Here is a 26,229-nt window from a genome sequence, read left to right as displayed (position 1 = left end):
AGTGAAAGCATACAGGTTTTTACAGGACACTTTTTTACGGAAATTAAATTAATATTACTTTAATTATTGGAATTCAGTAGTGTAGAGCTGAACCTTGTTTAGGTAAGCAATCAATTTTTAAACAAAAATAATCCCCATGAAAATTAAATTTTTAACTTTATTTATTACACTTTTATCTTCTAGTTTACTGTTCTCTCAAGGCGTTAACAGCAGGGCGATTACAGCTAAAGAGCTTAGGTTGGAGTATCATGTTAACCCAAAAGGCATTGATGTTTTGAAACCTAGATTTAGTTGGGTTTTATCAGGCGAAGGAAGAGGTAGAGCGCAAACATCATATAGAATATTAGTGTCATCCTCGCAAAAAGCATTAGATAAAAATGAAGGAGATGTTTGGGATAGTGGAAAGACGGCCTCTAATAATACCAATCAAATTGTATATAACGGTATTTCGCTTACTTCAAATAGAACTTATTTTTGGAAAGTAAAGGTTTGGGACGAATCTAGTGCGGAATCTAACTGGAGCCAAACAGCACATTGGTCTATGGGGTTATTAAAGTTTTCAAATTGGAAAGGGCTTTTTATTAGTCACGATGTTGGCTATGATAAAACAGATAAATACAATAGTTTATACTTGCCACCAGCTAGATACCTCCGTAAATCATTCACACCTGCAAAAAAGGTAAAAAAAGCCACGGTTTATACAACGGCATTAGGGTTGTATGAATTGAGATTAAATGGCAGTAAAGTTGGAGATGATTATTTTGCACCTGGGTGGACAGATTATAACAAGCGTTTATATTACCAAACGTATGATATCACCGAAAGTATAAACCAAGGCGAAAATGTTATTGGTGCTGTTATTGCAGACGGATGGTATGCCGGATATATAGGCTATGGGCTATTAGTTCGCTTAGATAAAGTACGCGAATATTATGGCGTAAATCCATCATTTATGGGACAAATACATTTGGAATATCAAGATGGTACTACTGAAATTATTGCTACCGATAGATCTTGGAAATCTAGCCAAGGCGCCATTCGTGAGGCCGATATTTTAATGGGAGAAGTTTATGATGCAACTATGGAAAATACAGGTTGGGATGCTCCAGGCTATAATGATGTATCTTGGAAAAAGCCAAAAGTATACACTTATCCTAATGGAGAATTACAAGTGCATCCTGGTGGTTTAGTGAAAAACACCGAACGTATTCGTCCGCTAAAAATCACAGAACCAGAACCTGGAACTTATGTTTTTGATATGGGGAAGAATATAGCGGGTATTGCCGAGTTAAAAGTTCAAGGACCAAAAGGCACTAAAATTCAGTTGCGTTTTGGGGAGATTTTAAAAAGAGATGGTAACATTCAAACTGGAAACTTGAGACTAGCAAGAGCAACCGATACTTATATTTTAAAGGGTGATGGTGTTGAAGTGTGGCAACCAAAATTCACTTATCACGGTTTTCAATATGTTGAGGTAACCGGTTTTCCTGGGAAACCAGATCTTGATGCCATAACGGGTATCGTGCTAAGTTCTACAGTGAATGAGGCAAGTACCTTCAGTGCGTCAAATGCGATGAACAACCAACTTTATGAAAACATAAAAACCACACAAAGTGCTAACTTTTTTGACATTCCTACAGACTGTCCACAAAGAGATGAACGTTTAGGTTGGTTAGGCGATGCACAAACTTATATGCGCTCTGCCACTTATAATGCAGATGTAGCTCCATTTATGACCAAGTTTTTAGTAGACCTTGATGATGCTCAACGTTGGTATGGAGCATATCCTAATTTTGCACCGTTTCCGTATTCGCGACCAGCTCAATATTCTCCGGCTTGGATGGATGCAGGTGTTATCATTCCATACAATATGTATAAAGTATATAATGATACCCGTGTTTTAGAATATATGTATGAAGGTATGGAGAAATTTATGGAATTTCAAGCTGACGCAAGTACCGATTTTATTCGCCCAGGAGGAGGAAACAATTGGGGAGACTGGCTGTCTGTAAACGAAACCACTAGCCATGGTTATGTTGGTGCTTCATTCTATGGTTTTGATGCTAAATTATTGGCTGAAATGGCAGAAGCTCTAGGTAAAAAGGAGGATGCTGCAAAGTATAAAACACTTTTCGAAAATATCAAAAAAGCATTTGTTAAAAAGTACATTTTAGATACGGGTTATACTTCAGAAGATACACAAACTACCTATGCATTTGCATTATATTTTGATTTATTCCCGGAAGAGCTAGCTCAAAAAGGAGCTGATAGACTTGCTGAGAAAATAAAGAAAAATGGATTTAAGTTTTCTACAGGTTTCTTGGGGACAAAACATGTGATGCTTGTTTTATCACAATATGGTTACGATGATCTGGCTTACAAATTATTTAAACAAACCGAATATCCTAGTTGGGGGTATTCCGTAGAAAATGGCAGTACATCTATATGGGAACGCTGGAATAGCTATACCAAAGATGATGCGGAGAATTCAGACTTAAACGGAAAAATGAATTCTTTTAGCCACTACGCTTTCGGCTCGGTAGCAGAGTGGATGTTTTTACATGCTGCTGGTATCGATACAGAAGATTCTGGTTATAGAAACATCATTATAAAACCAGCAATAAGCAAAGAGATGGATTTTATAAATGGAAGTTATAAAAGTATAAATGGCCATATATCATCAGCTTGGAACTGGAAAGGAAATAAGTTAATAATGAATATTGAAATTCCTGTAAATACTAGAGCTAAAGTCTATATTCCAACTTCAAATGTGTTCAATATTAAAGAAGGAAATAAAGCAATTTCAAAGTTGTCTGAAATTAAAATATTAAAATCTAATAGTAAAGAAACAGTTCTTGAAATTGGATCTGGGAATTATGTTTTCAGTACTAAAATGCAGTAATAGGTATAACTTGGCAACTACTATATATTAGTTAAGGTTGCCAAGGATAATACAGGATACATGTTTAAAAAATAATAATAACCTTTATAAGATAATATTAAAATTACTAGAATAATGAAGAGACACGCTTTTGTTTTATTTATGTTTTTAATCCTTTTTAGCTGTCAAAAAACGGTTGAATATAGAATTGCTCATAATTCAGAATTAAGCACACTTGCTAATAATGCTATCACTTTTAGTTGGAAAATTGAAACTGAAGAAATCAAGGAGCAAACAGCCTATAAAATTAGGGTTTACGCGGGTAATAAAAATGATTGTAATAAGAGTAATATTATTTGGGACTCAGGTAGAGTAGAGAGTAAATTACAATCTTTTATTCCTTACTTAGGCGAAGCTTTAAAAGGAGGACAGGTTTATTATTCTAAGGTTAAGGTATGGGACGAAAACAATAATGAATCAAAATGGAGTACCCCAAAAAAACTAATAGCGCCATTAAAATATCCAGAAGATTGGTCGGGTAAATGGATTACTTATAGTTATAAACCTGAAGACCCTTTGCCTTTATTTAGAAAAAACTTCAGTATTAAGGACACTGAAAAAATCGCTTTTGTACGTTTTTATATCGCGGCACCTAGTTTTTATGAAGCTTATATTAATGGGGAAAGAATAGGTGAAAATGTATTAGATCCCGCTCAAACAAATTTTAACGATTATATGTTTTATACAGCTTACGATATTCCTATGGAACAATTAAAAACTGAGAACGTATTAGGTGTTATGCTTGGTAATGGTTGGTATAATCAAAATGTGGTTTGGGGCAAATCCATGATTTATGGTCAACCTATTGTTATGGGGCAGTTACAAATAACTTATAAAGATGGACGCAAGAAAACTATAAGTACGGATACGTCTTGGCAATGGACGGCAGGGCCAATTACATATACTAATATTTATACAGGCGAGTATTATGATGCCCGAAAGGAAGTTGCCAATTGGTCATCAAGTCTTGAAAATAATGCCCAATGGCAAAATGCAACGCTAGCAGAAAAACATCCTAATAAAGTATTAGAGCAGTTTGCAGAACCTATACAAGTTATGGATAGTATCATGCCAGTAAAAATAGCGTCAGCTAGGCATGGAAATTATATTTATGATTTTGGACAAAATATTACAGGATGGGTCAAACTGCAAGTTGAAGGTGAAAAAGGACAGGAAATCACAATTCGTTTTTCTGAAGAAATGGGGAAGGATGGCGAATTAGATTTTAGGTCAACAGGGATTAAGGCTACTAAAAATATACAAACCGAAAAATATATTTGTAAGGGAGAAGGGGGTGAAATCTGGGAGCCACGCTTTACTTATCATGGTTTTAGATATGCAGAAGTGTCAGGATTAACTAGTAAACCATCTAAGGATTTATTAACAGGGATGATCGTGTATTCTGCTATGGAAAAAACAGGAAGTTTCAATTCATCAGAACCTAACATTAATAAATTACATGATTTAACACTTTGGACTCTAAAAGGCAATATGCAGGGCATTCCAACGGATTGTCCGCATCGTGAAAAATGTGGATGGACAGGAGATTCACATGCTGTTGCCAAAACGTTAATTCATAATTTAGACGCGCATCAGTTTTTGACTAAATACGTTTACGATATACGGTCTTCTGGGAGAAATGAAAAAAAAGAACTTTATTTTGGAAGAAACTTTCACGACCGCAGTATTATTACAAAGCCCAAAGGCATAACAACTATGATTGCTCCTGGAAGACGTACTAGTGGCACAGCTTCTCCAGACTGGGGAACTGCTGTAGTGCAGTTGCCATGGTATATTTATATGTATTACGGCGATAAAAGTATTTTAGAAGCGTTTTATAAGGATATGACTACTTGGGTTGATTATGTAGGTTCTAAAAAAGAAAACGGTGTAATAGTTCATGGTTTAGGAGATTGGTGCCCGCCAGATGGAAACGCTAGTATTGAGTGTCCGGTACCAGTGAGTTCTACGGCTTATCACATTTTAGATGTTTCTATTTTAACAAAAACAGCAAAAGTACTTGGTTATAAAGACGATGAAAAAAAGTATGAGCTATTAGAAAATCAACTAAAAGCTAGTTTTAATAATGCTTTTTTAGATAAACAAAGAGGAACTTATGGCAGCCAAACCGCTAATAGTATGTCGTTAGAAATAGGAATTACACCGGAAGCGTATAAAACGAAAGTAGCAAAAGCTATAGTGGAAGATAGTAACGCAAATCACAATAGGTTTTTAAGTACAGGAATTTTCGGTGTTTCTAGAGTTTTTCAAGCATTAAGTGAAAATGGTTACGAGGATAAGGCTTACCAACTACTTACTAAAAAAGGGAATCATAGTTTTGAAGCGATGTGGGCGCATTATGATGCTACTACATTATGGGAAATTTTACCCGTTAACACGAATCCTGAAGAATATGATAAATTGATGTTAAGGAGTCATAGTCATCCTATGCAAGGTGGATTTGACTCATGGTTTTATTCGGGTATAGCAGGAATTAATCCAGATGAAAATGAGCCTGGATTTAAAAAGGTGGTTTTCAAACCTTATTTAACACAACAAATGGAACACGCTCAAGCATCGTATGAGTCTAGGTATGGTGTTATTAAAAGTGATTGGAAAAATAAAGCAGGAATCTTTTCATGGGAAATTCAGATTCCGAAGAATTCTACAGGGGATGTATATGTTCCTAACTATGGAAAAGAAGTTTCTATTACTATAAATGGGGAAGCATTAAACAATCTAGATTTGTCCTCTCAATTTACAAATATAGGTTCGTTTAGTTCAGGAAATTATATTATTGAAATGAAGTATTTATAATTAATTAAAAGTAGTTGATGAAATATACTATAGGAATGGATTTTGGTTCTGATTCAGTTCGTGCATTGTTAGTAAATACGAGTACTGGCGAAGATTTGGCAACAGCCGTTCATTATTATGCACGATGGAAAGAAGGTAAATATTGTGATCCGTCTAAGAATAAATTCAGACAGCACCCTTTGGATTATATTGGAGGGATTGAGAATACTATTGATTCGATTGTTTCTCAAGTGGATGAAAATATTATAAAAAACATTGTAGGAATAGGTGTTGATACAACAGGTTCTACGCCTGTAGCTGTTGATAAAACGGGGAGACCTTTAGCTTTATTGAATGGATTTGAAGAAAATCCAAATGCCATGTTTGTGCTTTGGAAAGACCATACAGGAATTAAAGAAGCTGATGAAATAAATGAATTGTGCAGTAAATGGGCTATTGACTACTCAAAATATGAAGGTGGTATTTATTCATCAGAATGGTTTTGGTCTAAAATATTACATGTTTCTAGAACAGATAAAAAGGTATTAGAAGCAGCCTATTCTTGGGTTGAGCATTGCGATTGGATTCCTTTTTTATTAACTGGAGGAACAGATGTTTCTAAACTGAAACGCAGTCGCTGTGCTGCGGGCCATAAAGCTTTATGGCACGAATCCTTTGGTGGATTACCTCCAAACGACTTTTTTGTTGAACTAGATCCTATTTTAGATGGCTTAACAAATAGATTATATAAAGAGACTTACACTTCAGATGTTTCAGTAGGAACTATTTCTAAAGCATGGAGCCAAAGATTAGGTTTGCCAATTACGGTTGAGGTTGCCGTCGGAGCCTTTGATTGTCATATGGGAGCTGTAGGCGCTAAAATTGAACCCTATTATTTAACCAAAGTCATGGGGACTTCTACTTGTGATATTTTGGTTACACCAAAAAGAAAAGAGGAGCATTTAGTTAAGGGAATTTGTGGGCAGGTAAATGGTTCTGTAATTCCCGGGATGTTAGGTTTGGAAGCTGGTCAATCCGCTTTTGGTGATATTTATGCCTGGTACAAGAACTTATTAAAATGGCCAATTGAAGAATTGATTGCTTCATCTTTTATTTTGGATAGGGTTACCAAAGAAAAACTAATAGATGAAGCTTTAGAAAATTTAATTCCAAAATTAAGCGAAGGAGCTTCAAAAGAAACAATAGGTGCTTCAGGAGAACTAGCTTTAGATTGGATGAACGGCAGAAGAACTCCAGATGCTAATCAAAATTTAAAAGGTGTGATTTCAGGAATAAACCTAGGAAGTACATCCCCTAAAGTTTTTAGAGCATTAGTTGAAGCGTCTTGTTTTGGCGCAAAGAAAATTGCGGACCGATTTATAAACGAAGGTATCCCGATTAAAGGGGTTATTGCTATTGGGGGCATCTCCCAAAAATCACCGTTTATTATGCAAATGATGTCTGATGTTTTAAACATGCCAATAAAAGTGGTAAAGTCCGAGCAAGCTTGTGCTTTAGGAGCTGCAATATTTGGAGCGGTAGCGGCAAAAACATACCAAGATACTTTTGAGGCAATGACGGCTATGGGAAGTGCCTACGAAAAAGTATATGAGCCAATACCCACAAATGTTGATCAATATCAAATGGTCTATGAAAAGTACAGCGAGTTGGCAATTTCAATGGAAAATTACATGATGAAATTGATATAATTATGAGTATTTATAAAGAATTAAAGCAAGAATGTTATGAGGCTAATATGCAATTAAATGCATTGAATTTGGTCTTTTATACTTTTGGAAATGTAAGTGCAGTAGATAGGAAAAATAATGTATTTGCCATCAAACCAAGCGGCGTTGCTTATGAGGTTTTAAAACCTCAAGATATCGTTATTGTCGATTTTGATAATAATATTATAGAAGGGAGTATGCGTCCTTCGTCAGACACAAAAACACATGCTTATCTGTATAAAAAATGGAAGGATATAGGTGGTATAGCTCATACACACGCTACTTATTCAGTCGCTTGGGCACAATCTCAATTAGATATTCCCATTTTTGGTACCACGCATGCCGATCATTTAACGGCAGATATTCCCTGTGCGCCACCAATGCGTGACGACCTTATTGATGGTAATTATGAACACAATACCGGTATTCAAATCATAGATTGTTTTAAAGAAAAACAACTGTCTCACAGAGAAGTAGAAATGATACTCATAGGTAATCACGGCCCTTTTGCTTGGGGCAACAATGCAGCTAAAGCCGTATATAACAGTAAGGTTTTAGAGGTTATTGCAGAAATGGCTTATTTAACTAAACAGATAAATACTAAAGCTACAAGATTAAAAGATTCACTAATAAAAAAACATTATGATCGTAAGCATGGCTCAAGTGCTTACTATGGTCAAAATTAATAAAGAAAGTATTTAAAAATGATAGATATTTCTAAAAAAGAAGTTTGGTTTATAACAGGAAGTCAAGATTTATACGGGCCAGAAACTTTAAGGCAAGTTGCCGAAAACTCTACTAAAATAGCTCATCAATTAAATGATTCTAAGTTAATTCCGGTTAACATCCTATTCAAACCAACTGTAAAGTCATCAGATGAAATTTATGAAACGTTAACGGCCGCTAATCATGAGAAAAACTGTATAGGTGTCATCACATGGATGCATACGTTTTCTCCTGCTAAAATGTGGATAAGAGGGCTAACAGCACTTCAAAAGCCATTATTGCATTTGCATACACAGTTTAATAGAGACATTCCTTGGGGTACTATTGATATGGATTTTATGAATCTAAATCAAGCAGCACATGGGGATCGGGAATTTGGATTCATGGTAAGTCGTCTGCGTAAAAACCGAAAAGTGGTTGTAGGGCATTGGTCAACAGATTCTGTTCAAGAGCAAATTGGAGATTGGACGCGTGTAGCTGCGGGTTGGGATGATTGGCAAGGTGCTAAATTTGCTCGTTTTGGAGATAATATGCGTTTTGTAGCCGTTACAGATGGCGATAAAGTAGAGGCCGAAACTAAGTTTGGTTTTTCGGTAAATACTTATGCAGTTGGAGATTTAGTTGAAGTTATTAATACCATTCCTGATGATGCTATAAGTCATCTTATTAAAGAATATGAGACGTCCTATAACATGGCAGAATCTTTACTTGAAAACGGGAAGAATAGACAGTCGTTAATTGAAGCAGCTCGAATAGAACTGGGTCTTGAAAAATTCCTTGTAGATGGTAACTTTAAAGGGTTTACGGATACATTTGAAGATTTACACGGCATAAAACAATTACCAGGAATTGCAGTGCAACGTTTAATGCAAAAAGGTTACGGGTTTGCAGGAGAAGGTGATTGGAAAACAGCGGCCTTAGTGCGTGCTATGAAAGTTATGGGTTCTGGTTTACAAGGGGGGAATGCTTTTATGGAAGATTACACCTATCATTTAGATCCAGCCGCTCCTCGTGTTCTAGGTTCGCATATGTTAGAGATTGATCCTGTTTTAGCGGCTAATAAGCCATCTTGCGAAATACATCCTCTAGGAATTGGAGGTAAAGAAGACCCTGTGCGTTTAGTGTTTAATGGAAAAGCTGGAGACTCACTTGTAGCCAGTTTAATGGATTTTGGAAACCGTTTTAGATTGTTAATTAATAAAACAGTAGGCGAAGAGATTGTAGAAGATTTGCCACAATTGCCAGTTGCAAGAATCATGTATAAACCCTTACCAGATTTTGAAACCGCTTGTACCGCTTGGATTTTAGGAGGAGGTTCTCATCACACCTGTTACAGCGAAAATGTTACTGTGGAGCAATTGGAAGATTTTGCTGAAATGGCTAACATAGAAGCCTTGGTAATTGATGAAGGTACAACCATCAGAAACTTTAAAACTGCGATTAAAACTAATGAAGCTTATTACATGCTTCAACACTAAAAAAACAATGGATATGAAAATTTTTAAATGCCTTTTTTATGGTGTCATACTTAGCGCTTTAATAGGGTTAAATATTCAGTGTAAAAATAATAAACAAGAGAATTCAACTGAGGTTCAAGAGGTTTTACCTAAAGAAAACCTAAGGATTATAAAATCAGAATTTGGCAAAATGCCTGATGGAACCATCATAGAAAAGTATCATCTAAAAAACACTAATGGTGTTGCGTTGGATGTCATTACCTATGGCGGAAGAATAACATCATTAAAAGTACCTAACAAACATAGAGATTTTGAAAATGTGGTTTTAGGTTTTGATAATTTAGATGATTATTTAAATGATAATCCCTTTTTTGGTGCGTTAATAGGACGTTTTGGAAACCGCATTGCGAAAGGGAAGTTCTCATTAAATGATAAAACCTTTACGTTAGCAACGAACGATGGTTCTAATCATTTACATGGGGGCATTCATGGTTTTGATCGTGTAGTTTGGACTGCGGAAGCTATTGAAGGCGCAGACGATCCGTCATTAAGGCTAAAGTATTTTAGTAAAGATGGAGAAGAAGGGTATCCGGGTAACTTAAGTGTTACTGTGGTTTATACCTTAACAAAAGAGAATACCTTAGAAGTGTTATACAAAGCCACAACAGATAAAACAACAGTAGTTAACCTAACACAGCACGCGTATTTTAATCTTACTGGAGATTTTACTAAAACTATTTTAAAACATGACCTTGTAATAAATGCCGATACGTATTTACCAGTTGATGAGACTTTAATTCCAACCGGAGAAATTAGAAAAGTAGCAGGCACACCGTTTGATTTTAGAACCACAAAAGGAATAGGTAAAGACATTGAAGTTGACAACAAGCAGTTGATTTTAGGAAAGGGGTATGACCATTGCTGGATCGTAAATGGTGAAAAAAACACAATGAGACAGGTTGCTTCTCTTTATGAACAGAGCAGTGGGCGTTTTATGGAAGTTTTTTCAGAAGAACCAGGCATACAACTTTATACAGGTAATTTTTTGGATAGCACCTTACCAATGCCAAACGGTGGTGAATATGGACATAGAACAGGTTTGTGTTTAGAAACGCAACACTATCCAGATACGCCTAACCAAAAAGGGTTCCCATCAGTGGTATTAACCCCTAACGATACTTACACAACAAAAACAGCATTTAGATTTTCTGTAAAATGAGAACATCAAGTGTATTTGTAAGCTAATTGAACATTTTAAACTATGGGAATAATCTCTTTTTCTGGCTTTACTTTTTTAGTAGTTGTCATAGCTTGGTGGTCAACTCGAAAGACTGATAAAAGCTTTTCTGATGGCTATTTTTTGACAGGAAGAAGTTTAACAGGTCCTGTTATAGCGGGTTTATTAATGCTTACCAATTTATCAGCCGAACAAATTGTTGGAATGATTGGGACGTCTTTAAGAGATGGTTTGCCTATTATGGCTTATGGAATTGTGACTGCAATCTCCATGGTGCTTACGGAGTTCATACTATTACCAAAATATTTAAAAAGAGGTATTGAAACATACCACAGTTTGTAGAAAATAGATATGGTAAATCACCTAAAACCATATACTAAGCAAGTAGATATTACCATATGGGGCTTTTAAAACCAGTTGGTTATGTTGTGGTGGCTATTGGAATTTATATTTATTTGTCATAAACAGAACAAGTTTTAATTTAAAAATAATTGTAATAATGTAAATAGAATAGATATGAAAAAAATAGTAATGACATCTTTTATTTTTATAATAACATTATTTGTTAGCAAAGCCCAACAAATCGGTAGCTGGGGAGATCAAGGTGATGGTACTTATAAAAACCCCATCTTAAATGCAGATTATCCAGATGTCGATGTGGAGAAGGTGGGAGATACCTATTATATGATTTCTTCAAAGCAGCACATGTCGCCAGGTATGGTTATTCTTGAGTCTAAAGACATGGTTAACTGGACTACCGTTGGTCATGTTTGGGAGAGTCTTTCTTGGGTTAAAAAATACGATTGGAATCAAATGAATGGCTATGCTCTTGGGGTTTGGGCCGGAGATTTGGCCTATCATGATGGTACTTGGTATTGTTACGTTATCGATAGAAACTATGGCTTATTTATGAGTAGTGCCAAAGATATACGAGGTCCGTGGACAGAACCACTCTTAATGTTACCACCTAATGAGGTGCTTGACGATCCCGCGGTATATTGGGATGAAGAGAACCATCAGGCCTATATGATATGTAATACAGGGAAATTTAAAAAATCAAGAGAAAATACATTAGAAGGCAACGAGAACCGATTGTACAAAATGAGTTGGGATGGAAAAGAAATTCTTGATTCTGGAGAGGTGATTTATACAGGTCCTGGTGCTGAAGCAGCCAAAATTTATAACATAAATAATACGTGGTATATTTTAATGGGTGAGTGGTATGTTAAAAAACCTAGAAGGAGTAGAAAGATAGATAGTCCAGAAAATGATAGAAAGCAGATAGTATTGAGGTCTACTACAAACAGTATTTATGGCCCCTATGAAAAGAAAATTGTTTTTGAGCGCGGTAATGGTATCGAGAGAAGTTGCAGTCAGGGAGCATTAATGCAAGCCCCAGATAATACTTGGTGGTACACACATCAATTAATACAAAATATAGCTACGCCATTTCAAGGTCGCCCACAATTATTACAACCTGTAAATTGGGTAGATGGTTGGCCAATAATTGGTGAGGATATAGATAACGATTGTATTGGTGAACCAATACTTCAATATAAAAAGCCCATTCAAGGTTTTCCAATAGATGCGCCTTCTACAGATGATGATTTTTCAAACACAACATTGGGACGTCAATGGGAATGGAATCACAATCCTAGAAATTCACATTGGTCGCTCACTGATAGACCTGGTTGGTTGCGATTAAAGGCTAGTATGCCTTTATCTGAAGAAACTACCAAAGGCCCCGGAAATAATAATTGGTCAGAAAGTACAGGGACTACTTTTCCTTTCTGGCGGGCATCTAATACAATTAGCCAACGCATTATGGGAAATACAACTGGTGAAGCAGTTGCTAAATTTGATCTTTCGCAGATGGCAATCGGTCAACGAGCGGGTTTTGTTAGGTTTGGAGGTGTTTATCATGTATTGGGAATTTATGTGGATAATCTAGGAGGTCGTAATCTATTTTATGTAAACAAAGATGGCGAGGAAACTAAAGGACCTAAAATAAAGTCTAATGATTTGTTTATTAGAACATCCAATACAGGAAATCAAGCTTATTTTGAATATAGCTTAGATGGAAATAAATATGAAAAATTCGGGTCACAATTTACCTTGAAATTTGGGAATTGGACAGGAGATCGGCTTGGGTTTTTCTGTTGGAATGATAAAGAAGAGCAAGGCGTAATAGATGTTGATTGGTTTACGTATGACTATGATGGACCAAAGGGTGTTTATAAAAAATAATTTAAAAATAAAAAAGCATGAAATATAATCATTTTAAACAAACCTATTATTTGCTAGTATTGGTCTTTGTGTTAGGGGGTAATTACCCAGCTTTTGCACAAAATAGCGACTCAAAACCTAATATTCTTTTCATAGCAGTCGATGATATGAACGATTGGATTGGACCACTAGGCGGTATGGAGTTAAGTAAAACCCCGAATTTAGATAAACTAGCATCACAGTCCATGTTATTCAAAAATGCACATTGTGCTTCTCCAGCATGTTCTCCGTCTCGCCTTTCAATCATGACAGGTGTACAGCCTTCAAAATCTGGTAATATGCAAAATGAGTGGTATGATGGTGCGCAGTGGCGCAATGAACCTATATTTAAAGACATAGAGACTATAGAGCAGTTTTTTAAAAACCGTGGATATAAAACACTTGCAGGAGGAAAAATCTATCATACATTAGCGCCGCCTTGGGAGGTGTTAAATCAAACTGAACCAGAATCTTGGGATTTTTATTTCCCTAGTGTTCATGCGCCATTACCCTATCAAATACGAGCGGAGGATAGTATTATTAATCCACCTGGCTTAAAAGGAAAACGACTTAAGTATTTTACTTGGGGCCCTTTAGATATTCCTGAAGAAAAAATGGCAGATTATCAAGTTGTAGATTGGGCACGATATCAACTTAAACAAAAACACGATAAACCCTTTTATTTGGCTTGTGGACTTTTTCGTCCTCACATGCCTTGGGAAGTGCCTCAAAAATATTTTGATTTATATCCTTTAGAGGATATACCAGATTTAGAAATTCAAGAAAATGATTTAAAAGATGCTTTTGATCATGGTCGTCGTAATTGGCATAAATGGGTTTTAATGAATAAACAATGGAAAAAAGTAATTCAAGGTTATTTAGAATCTATAGCCTTTGCAGACGCGCAGTTGGGACGTTTATTAAAAACATTAGAAGAATCGGAGTATCATAAAAATACCATTGTGGTACTATGGTCTGACCACGGTATGCATATGGGCGAAAAAGAAAACTGGGAAAAATTCACCTTATGGGAAGAGGTCACTCGTGTGCCGCTTATAATAAAAGCTCCTGGTGTTACAATTGCTGGAAGTAGCAGCTACCAACCTGTGTCATTACTTGATGTTTATCCTTCTTTAGCTCAATTAGCAGGGTTTGAAGTGCCTGAACATTGTGATGGTGTTTCAGTACTTCCTTTAATTAAAAACCCAAAAGAGAAACGAAACCAGAGTGCTTTAACCAGTTTTAACTTTAACAGGTCTACTGCAAATTACCGAAAAAATCCAACAATTGGTCATGCTCTAAGAGGAGAGCGTTTTCGTTATATTTATTACGAAAAATTAGGGCTTGAAGAACTTTACGATCATAACAATGATCCTAGTGAGTTTAATAATTTAGCTTATAGAAAAGATTCAAAAAAAACGTATTAAAGATTTTAGAAACGAACTGGTTGATAGAGTTGATTATTTAACGCTTGATGACATAAAGAAAGTGCCTAAAGGTTATACAATAAATAACGAAGTCATTGAGAAAACTAAATTCAAAACCATGAATGATTTGCTTAACGAATAATTTTTTCAAATGAAAAAAAATATCCTTTTTGTAGTTTTATTAGTAGCTTCTGCTATTGGTTTTTATTTTTGTAATAATTTTAAAAAAGAACCTGAGGCATGCTTAAATTTAGTCCAAAAGTGTGAATGCCTAGGCGATGAAGTTTTTAACCAAAATGTTGAAGCATGTCTAGCTATTATGGAAGCAACTGCAGAAAAATACTCAGGTAAAGGTGTTGCTGTCATGGCATTTGTTCCTGGAGCCAAAACTGAATATTGGAATTCAAGAATGAAGGTTGTTGGAAGGTTGAGTTCTAAGCAACATAATTTTTTGGCGGTAGCTAGTGCAAAGGCTACGGAAATGGCATTAACACTTCAGAATTCCGGAACTGTTAGCAGGCAACCTTTAATTGGGGAATTGGGTTATAAAGGCGGTGTAATTAAGAAAGTGGCCTGCGGTTACTTAATTGCAAGTTTCTCTGGTGCTCCAGCGGAAATTGATGCTGAAATTTCAAAAATAGGGGTTGATTTTCTATCAAAATTTTTTGAGTCTCACTAAGTCCTTAGATTAGTGTTTCTTTTTTTTTATAATAGAGGTAGTCTGAGTTAGTATATTCATTTAGAGATTTCACTGTATTATTTTTATTGCTATTAGAAAATATACTTCTTTTTCTTAAAAAGAATTCTAATAGCACCTTTTTAATATTATACAAAGTTTTTGTTTCATTTTAACTTGAAGTCTTTATTTTAAAAACAATTCCCGTTATAGGACACACTTTTTTTTAAACTCTTATAATACACGCTACTTTGTTTTCGTCTTATAAAATAATGTTTTACACGATGACTTGTTATTTTTTATAAAAAAAGTACATCCTATATCTATGGTTTTCTTTTCTATATACTTGTTTAGTTTGTTGTTTTTTAGTGGTTTATGTTTTTGTTTGGTTTGTTCATAAAGTAGGCGAACCCGATACGGCAGGATGAACAATATAGTCTGAATATATAATTTAAACCCCTATTAATAAAAGTAAATCTATTTGGGTATGGCTACAGCATGATAATGACATGTAATAGTTAATGTTTAATAAGATTTATCAACCAACTATTTTAACTAAAACAATAAGACTAATGAGAAAAAAATTAACTAAATTTTATTTAATGTTTTTATTGAGCGCCTTTTGGTGTTGCTCGATATATGCACAGAGCCTCACAGATGTACAAGGGGTGATTCTTGATGCTAAAAGTAATTTGCCGTTGCCAGGAGCAACGGTTATGGTAAAAGGAACTTCGAGGGGAACGGTAACCGATTTTGATGGTAATTATAGTATTAAGGCCACCTCCAATGATGTGCTTCAGATTTCTTTTATTGGGTATAAATCTGTAGAAGAAGAAGTAAATGGACGAATCAAAATTGATTTCAAGCTAGAGGAAGATAGTGAGCAACTTTCCGAAATAGTAATTGTGGGTTTTGGAGAACAGAAAAAAGCAACTGTTACGGGTGCCATATCTTCAATTAGTACTAAGGAACTTAAACAAAGTCCAGCAGCAAATCTAGCAGTAACTTTAGCTGGAAGATTGCCTGGGCTTACTTCAATTCAAACTAGTGGCGAACCTGGCAGGGACTTAACCCAACTTTTTATTAGGGGGCAAGGAACAATTAATGCGCGGTCTCCCATTATTTTGGTAGATGGTGTAGAGCGTGAATTAACCTATATGGATCCCAATGAGGTAGAATCTGTTACCATATTAAAAGATGCCTCCTCAACGGCTATTTTTGGGGTAAGGGGTGCTAATGGTGTTATTTTGGTAACAACTAAGCGAGGGACTTCTGAGGTGCCTGAAGTGAATGTATCTATGGAATCGGGTGTTCAAACTTTTACAAGATTGCCGCAACCAGTAAATGCATATGAATTCGCCACATTAAGAAATTTAGCTCAGAACAACGATGGGTTAGGTAATGCCTATTCTGCGGAAGCTTTAGAGGCATACAAATCGCATTCAGATCCTGAAAAATATCCAGACACCGATTGGGCTGGACTTTTAGTAGAAGATTTTGCTCCACAGCAAAGAATAAACCTTAATGTTTCTGGGGCAAGTAAGGCTGTTAAATATTATATTAATGCAGGATATTTAAATCAAGGTGGGTCATTTAAAACTGAAAAAGATTTGAATTATGATCCCAGTTTTAAACTGGATCGTTACAACTTTAGATCCAATATAGATATGCAGATTAACAATAACCTCAAGGCCTTCCTTAATTTAGCTGGTTATGTTGAAAAACAAAATGCACCGTTTTCAGTTGGTACAGCCTCTACGGGTCAAGGAGGGGCTTCCCCTTCTCTTAACATACTAGCAGGTATTCTTGATATGCCATCCAACGTGCCGGGCCCTGTTTCTCCTAGTGGTGCAGTTGTAACTGTTAATGATTTAGTTAACCCTCCTTATGGTTTGTTGAACCGGACAGGTTATAGGCAGCAAACACGGAACAACACTACAGCAACTTTTGGAATGGAACAACAGTTGGATTTTATAACAAAAGGCTTATCAGCTAAAGCTGTTATGTCGTTCGATACAAAGGGCACAAATAATTTGAATGCTAGTAAAAGTTATATCCGAGAAATACAGGTGATTGATAAAACAGCATCCGGAAGGGATAGTATTTATTATAGAAATTTTTCTGATGATGTAGAAACGCCTTTAAACATTTCAGGAAGTAGAGCGTTTCAAAGTTTTTCAAATTTTCAAGCGTATTTGAATTATAAGAGAGCTTTTAACAAGCATGATGTAAGTGGTTTATTACTTTTTCAACAGCAAAAAGAAATTATTAATGAACAACTTCCTTATAATCTTATAGGGGTTTCCTCTAGGGTCACCTATGCCTACGATGATAAATATTTTGTAGAGTTTAATGCAGGTTATAACGGTTCAGAACAATTTGCACCTGGAAATCGATTTGGCTTTTTTCCAGCTGTTTCAGGAGGTTGGTTGGTTTCTAAAGAAAACTTTTGGAATGTAAAAGGAATTGATAGATTAAAAGTTAGAGGTTCTTATGGAAAAGTAGGTAACGACCGGATTGGAAATGATAGGTTTTTGTATTTAGATGATATTTCTGTAAGTGGTGGTGGTTATTCATCAAGTTTGGATCAAGGGAGAAGAATAGCTATTAATCAATTAAGAAATGGAGAGTTACAATGGGAAGTTGCAAATAAAATTAATATCGGTTTAGAAGTCGATTTTTTAAAGTCTTTTGAATTAATTGTAGATGTATTTAGTGAAAAGAGAGACAATATTTTAAGAAATAGGGGAACAATTCCTATTTTAAACGGACTGTCAACTAACGTTTTACCACCTGTTAATATTGGGGTTGTTGAGAATAAAGGTTTTGAAGTGGAATTGAATTATAAAAAAGCGTTTTCACCAGATTTTTTTGTTAGAGGAAGGGCGTTTGTAGGTTACGCAAGAAACGAACAAAAATTTGCTGATGAACCATTATTACCAGAAGACTACGCTTATAGATACAGACAAACAGGTTATAGAATTGGTCAAAATTTCGGATATATTGTTGAGAAATATTTTGATACTCAAGAAGAGATTGATAATTCTCCTGTACAAATTGTTGGTGGGCATGAATCTAGACCAGGAGACTTTAAATACAAAGATCTTAATGAAGATGGTATTGTAGATCAGAAGGATATTGCACCAATTGGGGCTTCAACCATGCCTGAAACTTCTTTCGGACTAGGATTGAGTACAACTTATAAAAACTTTGATTTGAGTGCTCTTGTACAAGGGGTTGCCAATGTAGATAAATTTTATAGTGGTAGAGGGACTTTTGCCAGTGGACAAACTAATTATTTTGACCAACATTTAACAAGTTGGACTCAAGAGCGTGCGGATAATGGAGAGCCTATTAATTTTCCTAGATTGAGTACCGAACCATCTCCAAGTGAAAAAGAAAATTCCTTTTTTATTAGGGACGCTAGTTATGTAAGATTGAAGAACTTAGAAATAGGATATAGAATTCAATTAAAGGGAGTGGCAAATATGCGACTTTACATGAATGGGTTAAACTTAATTACTTGGGATAAATTACCTAGCAAAAATTATGATCCAGAAGCAGCTAACGGCCTTTCTTACCCACTACTTAAAGTATATAGTTTAGGTGTTAATTTGAAATTTTAAAACTGAAAAAATATTAAGAAATGAAAAATAAAATTTTATATCTATTCGTAAGTGCTCTAGTCATAATAAGTTGTGATAAAGCATTAGACATAACGCCAGATGGTAGGCTAACATTAGAAGACGTTTTTAAAGATGAGCATCAAACGGAAGCCTATTTGAACACGGTTTATAGCAGCATTCCGTCTTATTCCTATTATTACCATTTTTTCACTTATATAGCAGGGGTTACAGATGAGTGTCAAGATGCTGCTGTGGGAAATACACCAGGTAATATTGCCAACCTTTGGATTACAGGGGCAATGACCCCCGATTTTAATCCTCTTGAAAATGGACCGGCAGGTCATGGAAAAAATCATTATGACACGTTTTGGGCAGGGATAAGAAACGCTAATGTATTTTTGGAAAATGTGGAAACAGCGAATATTCCCAATGATAAAAATAGAGAGCGATATAAAGCAGAAGCTTTAATACTAAGAGCTTTTTATTATCTAGAGTTGATAAAGCAATATGGACCAATGCCTATTGTTACCAAACCTTTTGGTCCAGCATTTGACTATACAACTTTAACTAGGCCAACATTTCAAGAATGTATGGATTTTATAGTTAATGATTGTGATGAAGCCATTGCTAATTCATATTTACCTCTTCGTATTACCTTAGAGCCAGAACGTGGGCGCTTTAGTAAAGCTGTAGCTTACGCAATAAAATCACAAGCATTACTTTATAATGCAAGTCCGTTATGGAACCCCGAGAATAACACTGCGAAATGGCAAGCCGCTTCAACGGCTTCAGAAGAAGCCTTGTCAAAGCTTACCGATGGAGGGGAGTATGAGTTGTTCCCAGATTATGAACAATACTTTTTCTCTAGTTCCGATATAAATCCTTCTCCTAGAGATAGAGAAACCATATTGGAAATAAAAGCTACTGGTCATCCTAGTTTTAGAAATACCAATGCCTTACCAAGTATGCCAGGTCAAAATAATGCAGGAATTACACCAACGCAAGAGTTGGTTGATAGTTACGATATGTTAGGAACTGGTGAACCAGCTATCTTAGGGTATAACGACGAAGATCATTTGGAACCTATTATAAATACCAATTCAGGATATGATCCTGCAAATCCTTATGATGGCAGAGATCCTAGATTTTATGCAACCGTATGGTATAACGGAGCACTTTTAGATAATATTGCTGGAAAAATCCATGTAGTTGAAACCTTTGTGGGAGGTGCCGATGCACTTAAAAAAACACCGCCAAACAAAAACAATACCCATACGGGGTATTATTTGCGTAAATTTCATGATCCAAAATTACAGAACGGTCAAAATGCTCAATCTAGATGGAAAAAGTATCATTTGGCTGAAATTTATCTAAATTATGCTGAGGCTGAAAATGAAGCTAATGGGCCAACTGTAGAGGCTTATAATGCTATTAATAAAATTAGAGAAAGAGTTGGAATGCCTAATTTACCTGCAGGACTTTCAAAAGATGAATTTAGAAAACGCGTTAGAAACGAAAGAAGGGTGGAACTCGTTATTGAGGAGCATAGATTTTGGGATGTAAGAAGATGGAAAATATTAGACCAAACTGATAAATTGGTGACCGGTATGGAAGTTATAAAAAACGGAGACAATTTTGAGTATGAGCGTTTTGTAACAGAACGAAGAAATGCGTGGCAGGATAAGTTTCTTATTTTTCCAATTCCGATTAAAGATACTTCTATCATTCCTGATTTTAACGATAATCAAAATCCAGGTTGGTAGTGGTTTTTTGAATAATTATTTTATAAGATTTATTTAAAGAGTTAGTTTTTGTTAAAAAGCCGTAGACATTTATGTCTGCGGCTTTTTTTATTCTATTTACCTATAAATGGAGGGGTAGATAAAGTATTTTAAAATGGAGTAATAAGTTATTAGTAATAATATTTATATTAAAAGGTCGTTAGACTTTTTAATATGGTTAAATACCCCTGTAGTTCTAGTTTTTCAATAACTCCAGCACATTCCCCTCCATTCCGTAAAAACTCCATTCCAGAAAAAGCGCTTCATTAAAAAATCTTGGACCTAATCCCCATTTTTTACTTTTCATTCCGCTAATCCTTTCCGCTTCTCTGGAAAGGAACGCTGCATTCCAATTCAAAAACGCGAATCAAGTCCGCTTGAAATAGTGCTAAATGAGAATAGATCAGCACATGGCCACTCCATGTTATTACGGGCAAAGCGTTTCACTAAAAAAATCTTGGACCCAATCTCAAAGTTTTAGTATCTGCATTTTAATAAGAATTCCGAATACCAGTAAATCTTTGATTCAAATGGACATTTCGCTTCTTAAAAAACTTTGAAATAGAGTCCGCCAAATATGGAAAATGTATTTGTCATTGTGTTCCTCTTCCTATGATTTTATATTTCACAAAGCATTTAGGCTTACATCTCGCGCGGACACTGCTATACCTTTTTTTGATAGCAAAATAACAACATTCAGCTTTGAACGCCAGCATAATCAGGCTCCCTTTGACTGCTGTTATGGCAGGCTACTCTCGCACTTTTTATATGGCTTCACAAAGCTGAATATTGAAAGCGTCTAAGCAACAAAAAGAAGGTAACAGTGACGGCTCTATGGGAAGTAAATCTAAAAATGAATCTTATGAAATCTTACAAAATCAATAAAAAGGAAGCGGAACAAAAGTTAAAAAAACAAAAAAAGGAAAACGCTCAGGATATAATAAGTAAATCAATAATAAAGCCTTTTTGAATGGTTCAAAGAGGTTAATATTAATCTTTAAATTTTTTAATTATGAGTACTCTAAAAAACAAAGTACAGTTAATTGGCAACGTAGGAAACGAGCCAGAAATTACAAACCTTGAAAGTGGAAAGAAAGTTGCGAAATTTTCAATGGCTACTAATGAATTTCACAAAAATTCAGAAGGAGAGAAACAACAAGACACCCAGTGGCACAACATTGTAGGGTGGGGAAAGATTGCTGAAATCGTTGAGAAATACGTTGGTAAAGGAAAAGAAGTTGCTCTAGAGGGAAAGCTGACCTCACGCTCTTATGAAACCGCAGCCGGAGAAAAAAGATACGTTACCGAAGTGGTCGTAGATGAAATCTTGCTTTTGGGAATTAAAGGCGATGACGCTACTGAGTAATTAGAAATTAAAAGAGAGCGTTCCTGTGGAAAGTGGCGCTCTCTTTTTCATTATTAATCTTATTAAATAGAAATACAATGAATGATAAAGTTAACAAAATAAAAGCCGGATTACAACATTTTTGTGGAACAGAAATGTTCTTTAAAATCCCATTAATTGGAACTTGTTTTACCGATGGGTTAAAGTATTTAGCCAAAGAGGCAGAATGCTATTGGTTGATTACAGATGCGTCAGTGATAGCAAAAAGTTTATCAGATAAAAGTTCCTTTATTACTATCGATTTTAAAAGACTTTCTGAAAAAGAACGGTTAGAAAAGCAGTGTGAAGCCATTATTAATTATAGCGATGGGAATGATAAAATTTTTGAAACACATAGATATAATGTAACCGGTTTTCCTTTGGACGAGCTACGATTGTTTTTTGTAGATAATACACTAATGCTTCCGAGCGAATATTAAAAAAAGGGTTATGGTATATCCTTTGTCAGTAGAAACTCTAAGAGGTAGTATTCTTATAACTATAGTCTAACACTTTTAATCTAATTTAAAATCAGGGCCTTTAATTTTTTAAAGGCCTTTTTTTGTTCTGTTATTTTAGATTCTACAATAAATAGCGAGGATTTCTAACGATACTTTTAAACTTCAATTGAAACATTCTTAAAAAATCGAATTTCAATTCGTATTACAGGAAAAGCCATTACATTTTTGGATGTCATGGTATTTTTTTGTCCCGATAAATCGGGACGAAAAGGAATAGCAAGAGGGTAACACGCTAGCGCGATGTTTCAATTTTTCGTTTTCATAATTCACCAGTGAAATCAGTAGTTTAGAGAGATTGAAGGTTTTAGTTAATAAAATTTCAGCATCAGTTTTTCAGAAAAAACCTTGGCAACCCAATAAAAACGACAAATTTTTTCAGAAAAAATGGATAAAGGATTTGAAAAAGAGCGATTTGAGAAGCTTGGAATTAAAGCTTCAGTAGCAGAGCGTTTTCGAGGGTTTTGTAAAAAGTTATCAAAATCGCAATCTATGACACTGCTTTTGATGCTTGATTTTTTTGAGGATAATGGTATTTCGCCAAATGAAACTTTAGGTCCAAATATGCAAACATTGGAGAGTGAAATTAAGAAACGAATTAACGCAGTAATAGCTATTATAAAAGACATTGAAAAAAATCACGATAAGCCTACAACAGCCATGTTGCAATCTTTGTTTATGGAGTTTGAACCTAAAGAAAAGAAACTCATTTTGGAAAAGGAAGTCAAAGAAAAGAAAGTACAGTTTGTAGAAAAACCAGATACTAATACTCAATTATAGAATTATGTATATCACAATCACAGCTCAAAAATTAGGTGGGAATTATTCACAAAGTTCTGCGGATTTTGCTGAGTATTTAGAGAAGGAGAATCAAGGTTTAGAGCAAGAAGACTTGGAGCTTTTTTTTAATCAATATGGGGATGAAATTGAAGCCAAAGATGTGGTCAAGGAAATCGATGGTAATACTGCAAAACTCAAAAAGAAAGAACCAAAATTTTATTCAATTACTGTTAGTCCTAGTAAATATGAATTAAGTAAACTGGAAAACAATTCCGAAGATTTAAAAAAATATACTAGAGCAATAATGAATGATTATGCCAGGTCTTTTAATAGAGAGATTAATGGTAAGCCGATAACCGTTGACGACATAAAATATTTTGCGAAAATTGAACATCAAAGAACATTTAAGGGCACAGATAGACAGGTGAAAGAAAACCAACCTTTTGCCACTAAAATACTTCAGCTAAAAAGTGATATTCGAAAAATAGAGAATAATCAATTAGATGGAAATATCATGAAAATGAAATCACAAATAATCAAACTTGAAGCCGAAGCACCACACCAACAAAACGGAAAACGTATTGTTCAAGGTATGAAAAAATCGGGTAATCAAAGTCATATTCATATTATTGTGAGCAGAAAGGATGCATCAAATGCTGTGAGTTTATCACCAGGATCAAAATATAAGGCTTCAGAAGTGATGATGAATGGAAAACTGGTAAAGCGAGGATTTGATAGAGATTCATTTTTTACAAAAGCAGAAAACACTTTTGATAAAACGTTTGGTTACAAACGCAACTATGCAGAATCTTATAAATCGAAGAAAGATTTTATTAAAAACCCAAAACAGTATTTCATTACATTATTAGGTTTGCCAGCAAGTGAAAAAGCAATTGCTTTTAATATACTTTCCAAATCTGGCTTCCCAATATTAAGTATTCCAACGAGTAAAACGCAGATGGCGTTAAAAACAATTCGAGCATTAAAACGAGGCGTCGATGTGGCAATCAAATCCGGTTCAATAGGTATATAATATGGAAATAAATGTAATAACATTCACGATAACGGTTTTGATAGGAATCAGCCTTCTCTTTAGTTTCTTTTTTAAAATGATTAAGTATGCTTATATATTAAACCTAATATTGACGTGTATTTGTTTGGGAGTTCTTTTTAAACAGCAGTTTATTATATACAGTTGGACTTCAATAATCTTATATTTTGCATGTCCTTTATCCTTAATTAATACAGTGCTCTATGTTTTTCTTCATGAAGATGATAGTGGCTTAGATCCTAGAAATAAGTATCAAGTTCATTTCAAAATAAAGCATGGGTTTTTTAAGGTAAACAATGTTAAACGAGGTGTTTCAATAATTGGTTCTGCTGGTAGTGGAAAAACAGAAAGTGTTATTTATAATTTCCTCCTACATTTTAGTAATTATAGGTTTTCTGGAGTAATTCACGATTATAAGAATTTTGAGCTAACAGAAATAGCATTCCCTTTATTTGAAAAGAATGAAATTGATTTTCGTGTGATTTCATTCGATAATATTTATGATCGCGTGAATCCTATTGCTCCAAGATATATGGTCAACGAAGAAAGCGTAAATGAGGTAGCAAGGGTGCTTATAGAAAACCTACTGGAGCATAAAGAATCAGGTAGTTCTGGTGCCGGTAAATTCTTTAATGATGCAGCTGAAGGTTTAATAGGGGGATTAATTTGGAAACTAAGAACTTCATATCCTAAATATTGCACATTACCACATCTTATCGCTATTTATCAAATTTTGGATACAGATAGTCTTATTGCTTTTTTAAGTACAAATACAACATCTAGAGCTATGGCAGATGCATTTATTAGTGGTAAAGATTCTGATAAGCAAACAGCAGGAGTAAAAAGTACATTGGCAAATGCGCTTAAAAAAATAAGTACACAAAGCATTTTTATGGTGCTTTCTGGAGATGATGTTTCGTTAGATGTAAATAGGCAAGAGCTACCATTAATAATTTCGGTGGTAAATAATCCAAAATATGAAACAGCTTATTCTCCAATAATTGCTACTATAATTCATACCATAACAAAACAAATGAGTGTTAGAAACTCCAATCACTCATTTTTAATGATGGAAGAAGCGCCTACTATTCGGTTGTTAAATATACATCGTATTCCTGCAACTTTAAGAAGTTATGATATATCCACAATTTATGTGATGCAGGATAAAATTCAGAATGATATGATGTATGGAGATAAAGCCAGTCGAGCCATTTTAAGTAATTTGTCTTATCAATTTTTCGGAAAAGTGAACGATCCTGATACTGCAAAATATTATGAACGTTTCTTTGAAATAGTAAAAAGTGAAACCACAAGTGTTAATAGGGGGTATAACCTTAATTTTGATACACGTGTCACTACTGGAGAGCGTGAAGTTGCAAAGATTAGAGCAGATGTTTTTTTTCGTTTAAAACAAGGTGAATTTGTTACGTTTGCCGATGGTAAGGATAAAAAAGTACAATTTAAGCTTCTCAATATTGAGAAACGGTTACCTAAAAAAACATATGTTTTTACACCGGATGATTTAGAAGAAAATTTTAATAGAGTATATAGCGAAGCTCGATCTATATTCAAAAATTAGTTATTGTGATTATAAAAACATGTATATCGAATCTTTAAAAAGGGGATTTTTCATTGAGTTTCTTTTCTGTAACTAACCAGTTTCCTTCAACTTTTACTAGTTTAAATGTCTCAGGTTTATCTTCATAAGAAGTCGTGAATTTTACCCAGGCAATATTTCCATTAATAGATTCTTGAATTAATTTAAACTCAGTTAATTCATGGATATGATTCAAAAGGTTATGGAGTTGTAACTCCAAATGAAAAACTAGCTATTAAA

At 34.8% G+C, this 26,229-nt stretch carries 18 protein-coding genes; 17 read left to right on the top strand and 1 reads right to left on the bottom strand.

Translation table 11 applies throughout. From position 1 onward, the window contains the following. The first annotated feature begins 136 nt into the window (after window positions 1–136). The 17 genes from GQR98_RS17305 to GQR98_RS17225 all read left to right on the top strand — a co-directional run bounded on the left by GQR98_RS17305 (window position 137) and on the right by GQR98_RS17225 (window position 25,971). Window positions 137–2,902 carry an alpha-L-rhamnosidase gene (locus GQR98_RS17305; protein ID WP_159020660.1) on the top strand — a complete coding sequence of 922 codons (2,766 nt, stop codon included), beginning with the start codon at window positions 137–139 and terminating at the stop codon, window positions 2,900–2,902. 114 nt (window positions 2,903–3,016) lie between these two features. Next, window positions 3,017–5,758, top strand: a complete 2,742-nt coding sequence (locus GQR98_RS17300) for an alpha-L-rhamnosidase (protein WP_159020659.1) — start codon at window positions 3,017–3,019, stop codon at window positions 5,756–5,758. Between the two features lie 17 nt (window positions 5,759–5,775). Further along, window positions 5,776–7,446 carry a ribulokinase gene (locus GQR98_RS17295; protein WP_159020658.1) on the top strand — a complete coding sequence of 557 codons (1,671 nt, stop codon included), beginning with the start codon at window positions 5,776–5,778 and terminating at the stop codon, window positions 7,444–7,446. Then, window positions 7,446–8,150: an L-ribulose-5-phosphate 4-epimerase gene (locus GQR98_RS17290; protein WP_159021203.1), complete on the top strand. Its 705-nt coding sequence runs from the start codon at window positions 7,446–7,448 to the stop codon at window positions 8,148–8,150. Before GQR98_RS17295 ends, GQR98_RS17290 begins: the two co-directional genes overlap by 1 nt. A gap of 18 nt (window positions 8,151–8,168) precedes the next feature. After that, entirely contained in the window at window positions 8,169–9,668 is a 1,500-nt protein-coding gene (araA, locus tag GQR98_RS17285) for an L-arabinose isomerase (protein ID WP_159020657.1), read from the top strand. Between the two features lie 13 nt (window positions 9,669–9,681). Next, on the top strand, window positions 9,682–10,866 hold the full coding sequence (locus GQR98_RS17280; protein ID WP_159020656.1) for an aldose epimerase family protein: 1,185 nt from the start codon (window positions 9,682–9,684) through the stop codon (window positions 10,864–10,866). Window positions 10,867–10,908: 42 nt separating this feature from the next. Next, window positions 10,909–11,226: a sodium:solute symporter family transporter gene (locus tag GQR98_RS17275; RefSeq protein ID WP_233268035.1), complete on the top strand. Its 318-nt coding sequence runs from the start codon at window positions 10,909–10,911 to the stop codon at window positions 11,224–11,226. Between the two features lie 174 nt (window positions 11,227–11,400). Next, window positions 11,401–13,131, top strand: a complete 1,731-nt coding sequence (locus GQR98_RS17270; RefSeq protein ID WP_159020655.1) for a glycoside hydrolase 43 family protein — start codon at window positions 11,401–11,403, stop codon at window positions 13,129–13,131. 17 nt (window positions 13,132–13,148) lie between these two features. Further along, window positions 13,149–14,576 carry a sulfatase gene (locus tag GQR98_RS17265; RefSeq protein ID WP_159020654.1) on the top strand — a complete coding sequence of 476 codons (1,428 nt, stop codon included), beginning with the start codon at window positions 13,149–13,151 and terminating at the stop codon, window positions 14,574–14,576. Between the two features lie 151 nt (window positions 14,577–14,727). After that, window positions 14,728–15,255 carry a hypothetical protein gene (locus GQR98_RS17260; RefSeq protein ID WP_159020653.1) on the top strand — a complete coding sequence of 176 codons (528 nt, stop codon included), beginning with the start codon at window positions 14,728–14,730 and terminating at the stop codon, window positions 15,253–15,255. A gap of 569 nt (window positions 15,256–15,824) precedes the next feature. After that, a complete protein-coding gene (locus GQR98_RS17255) occupies window positions 15,825–18,878 on the top strand; it encodes a SusC/RagA family TonB-linked outer membrane protein (RefSeq protein WP_159020652.1) in 3,054 nt (1,017 codons plus the stop codon). Window positions 18,879–18,898: 20 nt separating this feature from the next. Beyond that, on the top strand, window positions 18,899–20,641 hold the full coding sequence (locus GQR98_RS17250) for a RagB/SusD family nutrient uptake outer membrane protein (protein ID WP_159020651.1): 1,743 nt from the start codon (window positions 18,899–18,901) through the stop codon (window positions 20,639–20,641). 1,030 nt (window positions 20,642–21,671) lie between these two features. Beyond that, window positions 21,672–22,025: a single-stranded DNA-binding protein gene (locus GQR98_RS17245; RefSeq protein WP_159020650.1), complete on the top strand. Its 354-nt coding sequence runs from the start codon at window positions 21,672–21,674 to the stop codon at window positions 22,023–22,025. A gap of 77 nt (window positions 22,026–22,102) precedes the next feature. Beyond that, window positions 22,103–22,483, top strand: coding sequence for a DUF6876 family protein (locus tag GQR98_RS17240; RefSeq protein ID WP_159020649.1), 381 nt, complete (start codon window positions 22,103–22,105; stop codon window positions 22,481–22,483). 465 nt (window positions 22,484–22,948) lie between these two features. Then, window positions 22,949–23,341, top strand: coding sequence for a BfmA/BtgA family mobilization protein (locus GQR98_RS17235; protein WP_159020648.1), 393 nt, complete (start codon window positions 22,949–22,951; stop codon window positions 23,339–23,341). Between the two features lie 4 nt (window positions 23,342–23,345). Then, window positions 23,346–24,374 carry a MobB family relaxase gene (gene mobB / locus GQR98_RS17230; RefSeq protein WP_159020647.1) on the top strand — a complete coding sequence of 343 codons (1,029 nt, stop codon included), beginning with the start codon at window positions 23,346–23,348 and terminating at the stop codon, window positions 24,372–24,374. A gap of 1 nt (window position 24,375) precedes the next feature. Then, a complete protein-coding gene (locus tag GQR98_RS17225) occupies window positions 24,376–25,971 on the top strand; it encodes a type IV secretory system conjugative DNA transfer family protein (protein WP_159020646.1) in 1,596 nt (531 codons plus the stop codon). Window positions 25,972–26,005: 34 nt separating this feature from the next. Here GQR98_RS17225 and GQR98_RS17220 read toward each other — a convergent pair whose 3' ends face one another. Beyond that, the gene (locus GQR98_RS17220; RefSeq protein ID WP_159020645.1) at window positions 26,006–26,185 is read right to left on the bottom strand and encodes a hypothetical protein; all 180 of its coding nucleotides are present in this window, start codon (window positions 26,183–26,185) and stop codon (window positions 26,006–26,008) included. Window positions 26,186–26,229 lie beyond the last annotated feature (44 nt).

The sequence above is a fragment of the Algibacter sp. L3A6 genome, assembly GCF_009796825.1.
Taxonomy (GTDB): Bacteria; Bacteroidota; Bacteroidia; order Flavobacteriales; family Flavobacteriaceae; genus Algibacter.
This window is presented reverse-complemented; position numbering and strand designations above follow the sequence as displayed.

What these genes read in the sequence shown, in the direction of transcription:
- GQR98_RS17305 (WP_159020660.1), top strand. Translation starts at nt 137, where the DNA reads ATGAAAATTAAATTTTTAACTTTATTTATTACACTTTTATCTTCTAGT.
- GQR98_RS17300 (WP_159020659.1), top strand. Translation starts at nt 3,017, where the DNA reads ATGAAGAGACACGCTTTTGTTTTATTTATGTTTTTAATCCTTTTTAGC.
- GQR98_RS17295 (WP_159020658.1), top strand. Translation starts at nt 5,776, where the DNA reads ATGAAATATACTATAGGAATGGATTTTGGTTCTGATTCAGTTCGTGCA.
- araA (WP_159020657.1), top strand. Translation starts at nt 8,169, where the DNA reads ATGATAGATATTTCTAAAAAAGAAGTTTGGTTTATAACAGGAAGTCAA.
- GQR98_RS17280 (WP_159020656.1), top strand. Translation starts at nt 9,682, where the DNA reads ATGAAAATTTTTAAATGCCTTTTTTATGGTGTCATACTTAGCGCTTTA.
- GQR98_RS17275 (WP_233268035.1), top strand. Translation starts at nt 10,909, where the DNA reads ATGGGAATAATCTCTTTTTCTGGCTTTACTTTTTTAGTAGTTGTCATA.
- GQR98_RS17270 (WP_159020655.1), top strand. Translation starts at nt 11,401, where the DNA reads ATGAAAAAAATAGTAATGACATCTTTTATTTTTATAATAACATTATTT.
- GQR98_RS17265 (WP_159020654.1), top strand. Translation starts at nt 13,149, where the DNA reads ATGAAATATAATCATTTTAAACAAACCTATTATTTGCTAGTATTGGTC.
- GQR98_RS17260 (WP_159020653.1), top strand. Translation starts at nt 14,728, where the DNA reads ATGAAAAAAAATATCCTTTTTGTAGTTTTATTAGTAGCTTCTGCTATT.
- GQR98_RS17255 (WP_159020652.1), top strand. Translation starts at nt 15,825, where the DNA reads ATGAGAAAAAAATTAACTAAATTTTATTTAATGTTTTTATTGAGCGCC.
- GQR98_RS17250 (WP_159020651.1), top strand. Translation starts at nt 18,899, where the DNA reads ATGAAAAATAAAATTTTATATCTATTCGTAAGTGCTCTAGTCATAATA.
- GQR98_RS17245 (WP_159020650.1), top strand. Translation starts at nt 21,672, where the DNA reads ATGAGTACTCTAAAAAACAAAGTACAGTTAATTGGCAACGTAGGAAAC.
- GQR98_RS17240 (WP_159020649.1), top strand. Translation starts at nt 22,103, where the DNA reads ATGAATGATAAAGTTAACAAAATAAAAGCCGGATTACAACATTTTTGT.
- GQR98_RS17235 (WP_159020648.1), top strand. Translation starts at nt 22,949, where the DNA reads ATGGATAAAGGATTTGAAAAAGAGCGATTTGAGAAGCTTGGAATTAAA.
- mobB (WP_159020647.1), top strand. Translation starts at nt 23,346, where the DNA reads ATGTATATCACAATCACAGCTCAAAAATTAGGTGGGAATTATTCACAA.
- GQR98_RS17225 (WP_159020646.1), top strand. Translation starts at nt 24,376, where the DNA reads ATGGAAATAAATGTAATAACATTCACGATAACGGTTTTGATAGGAATC.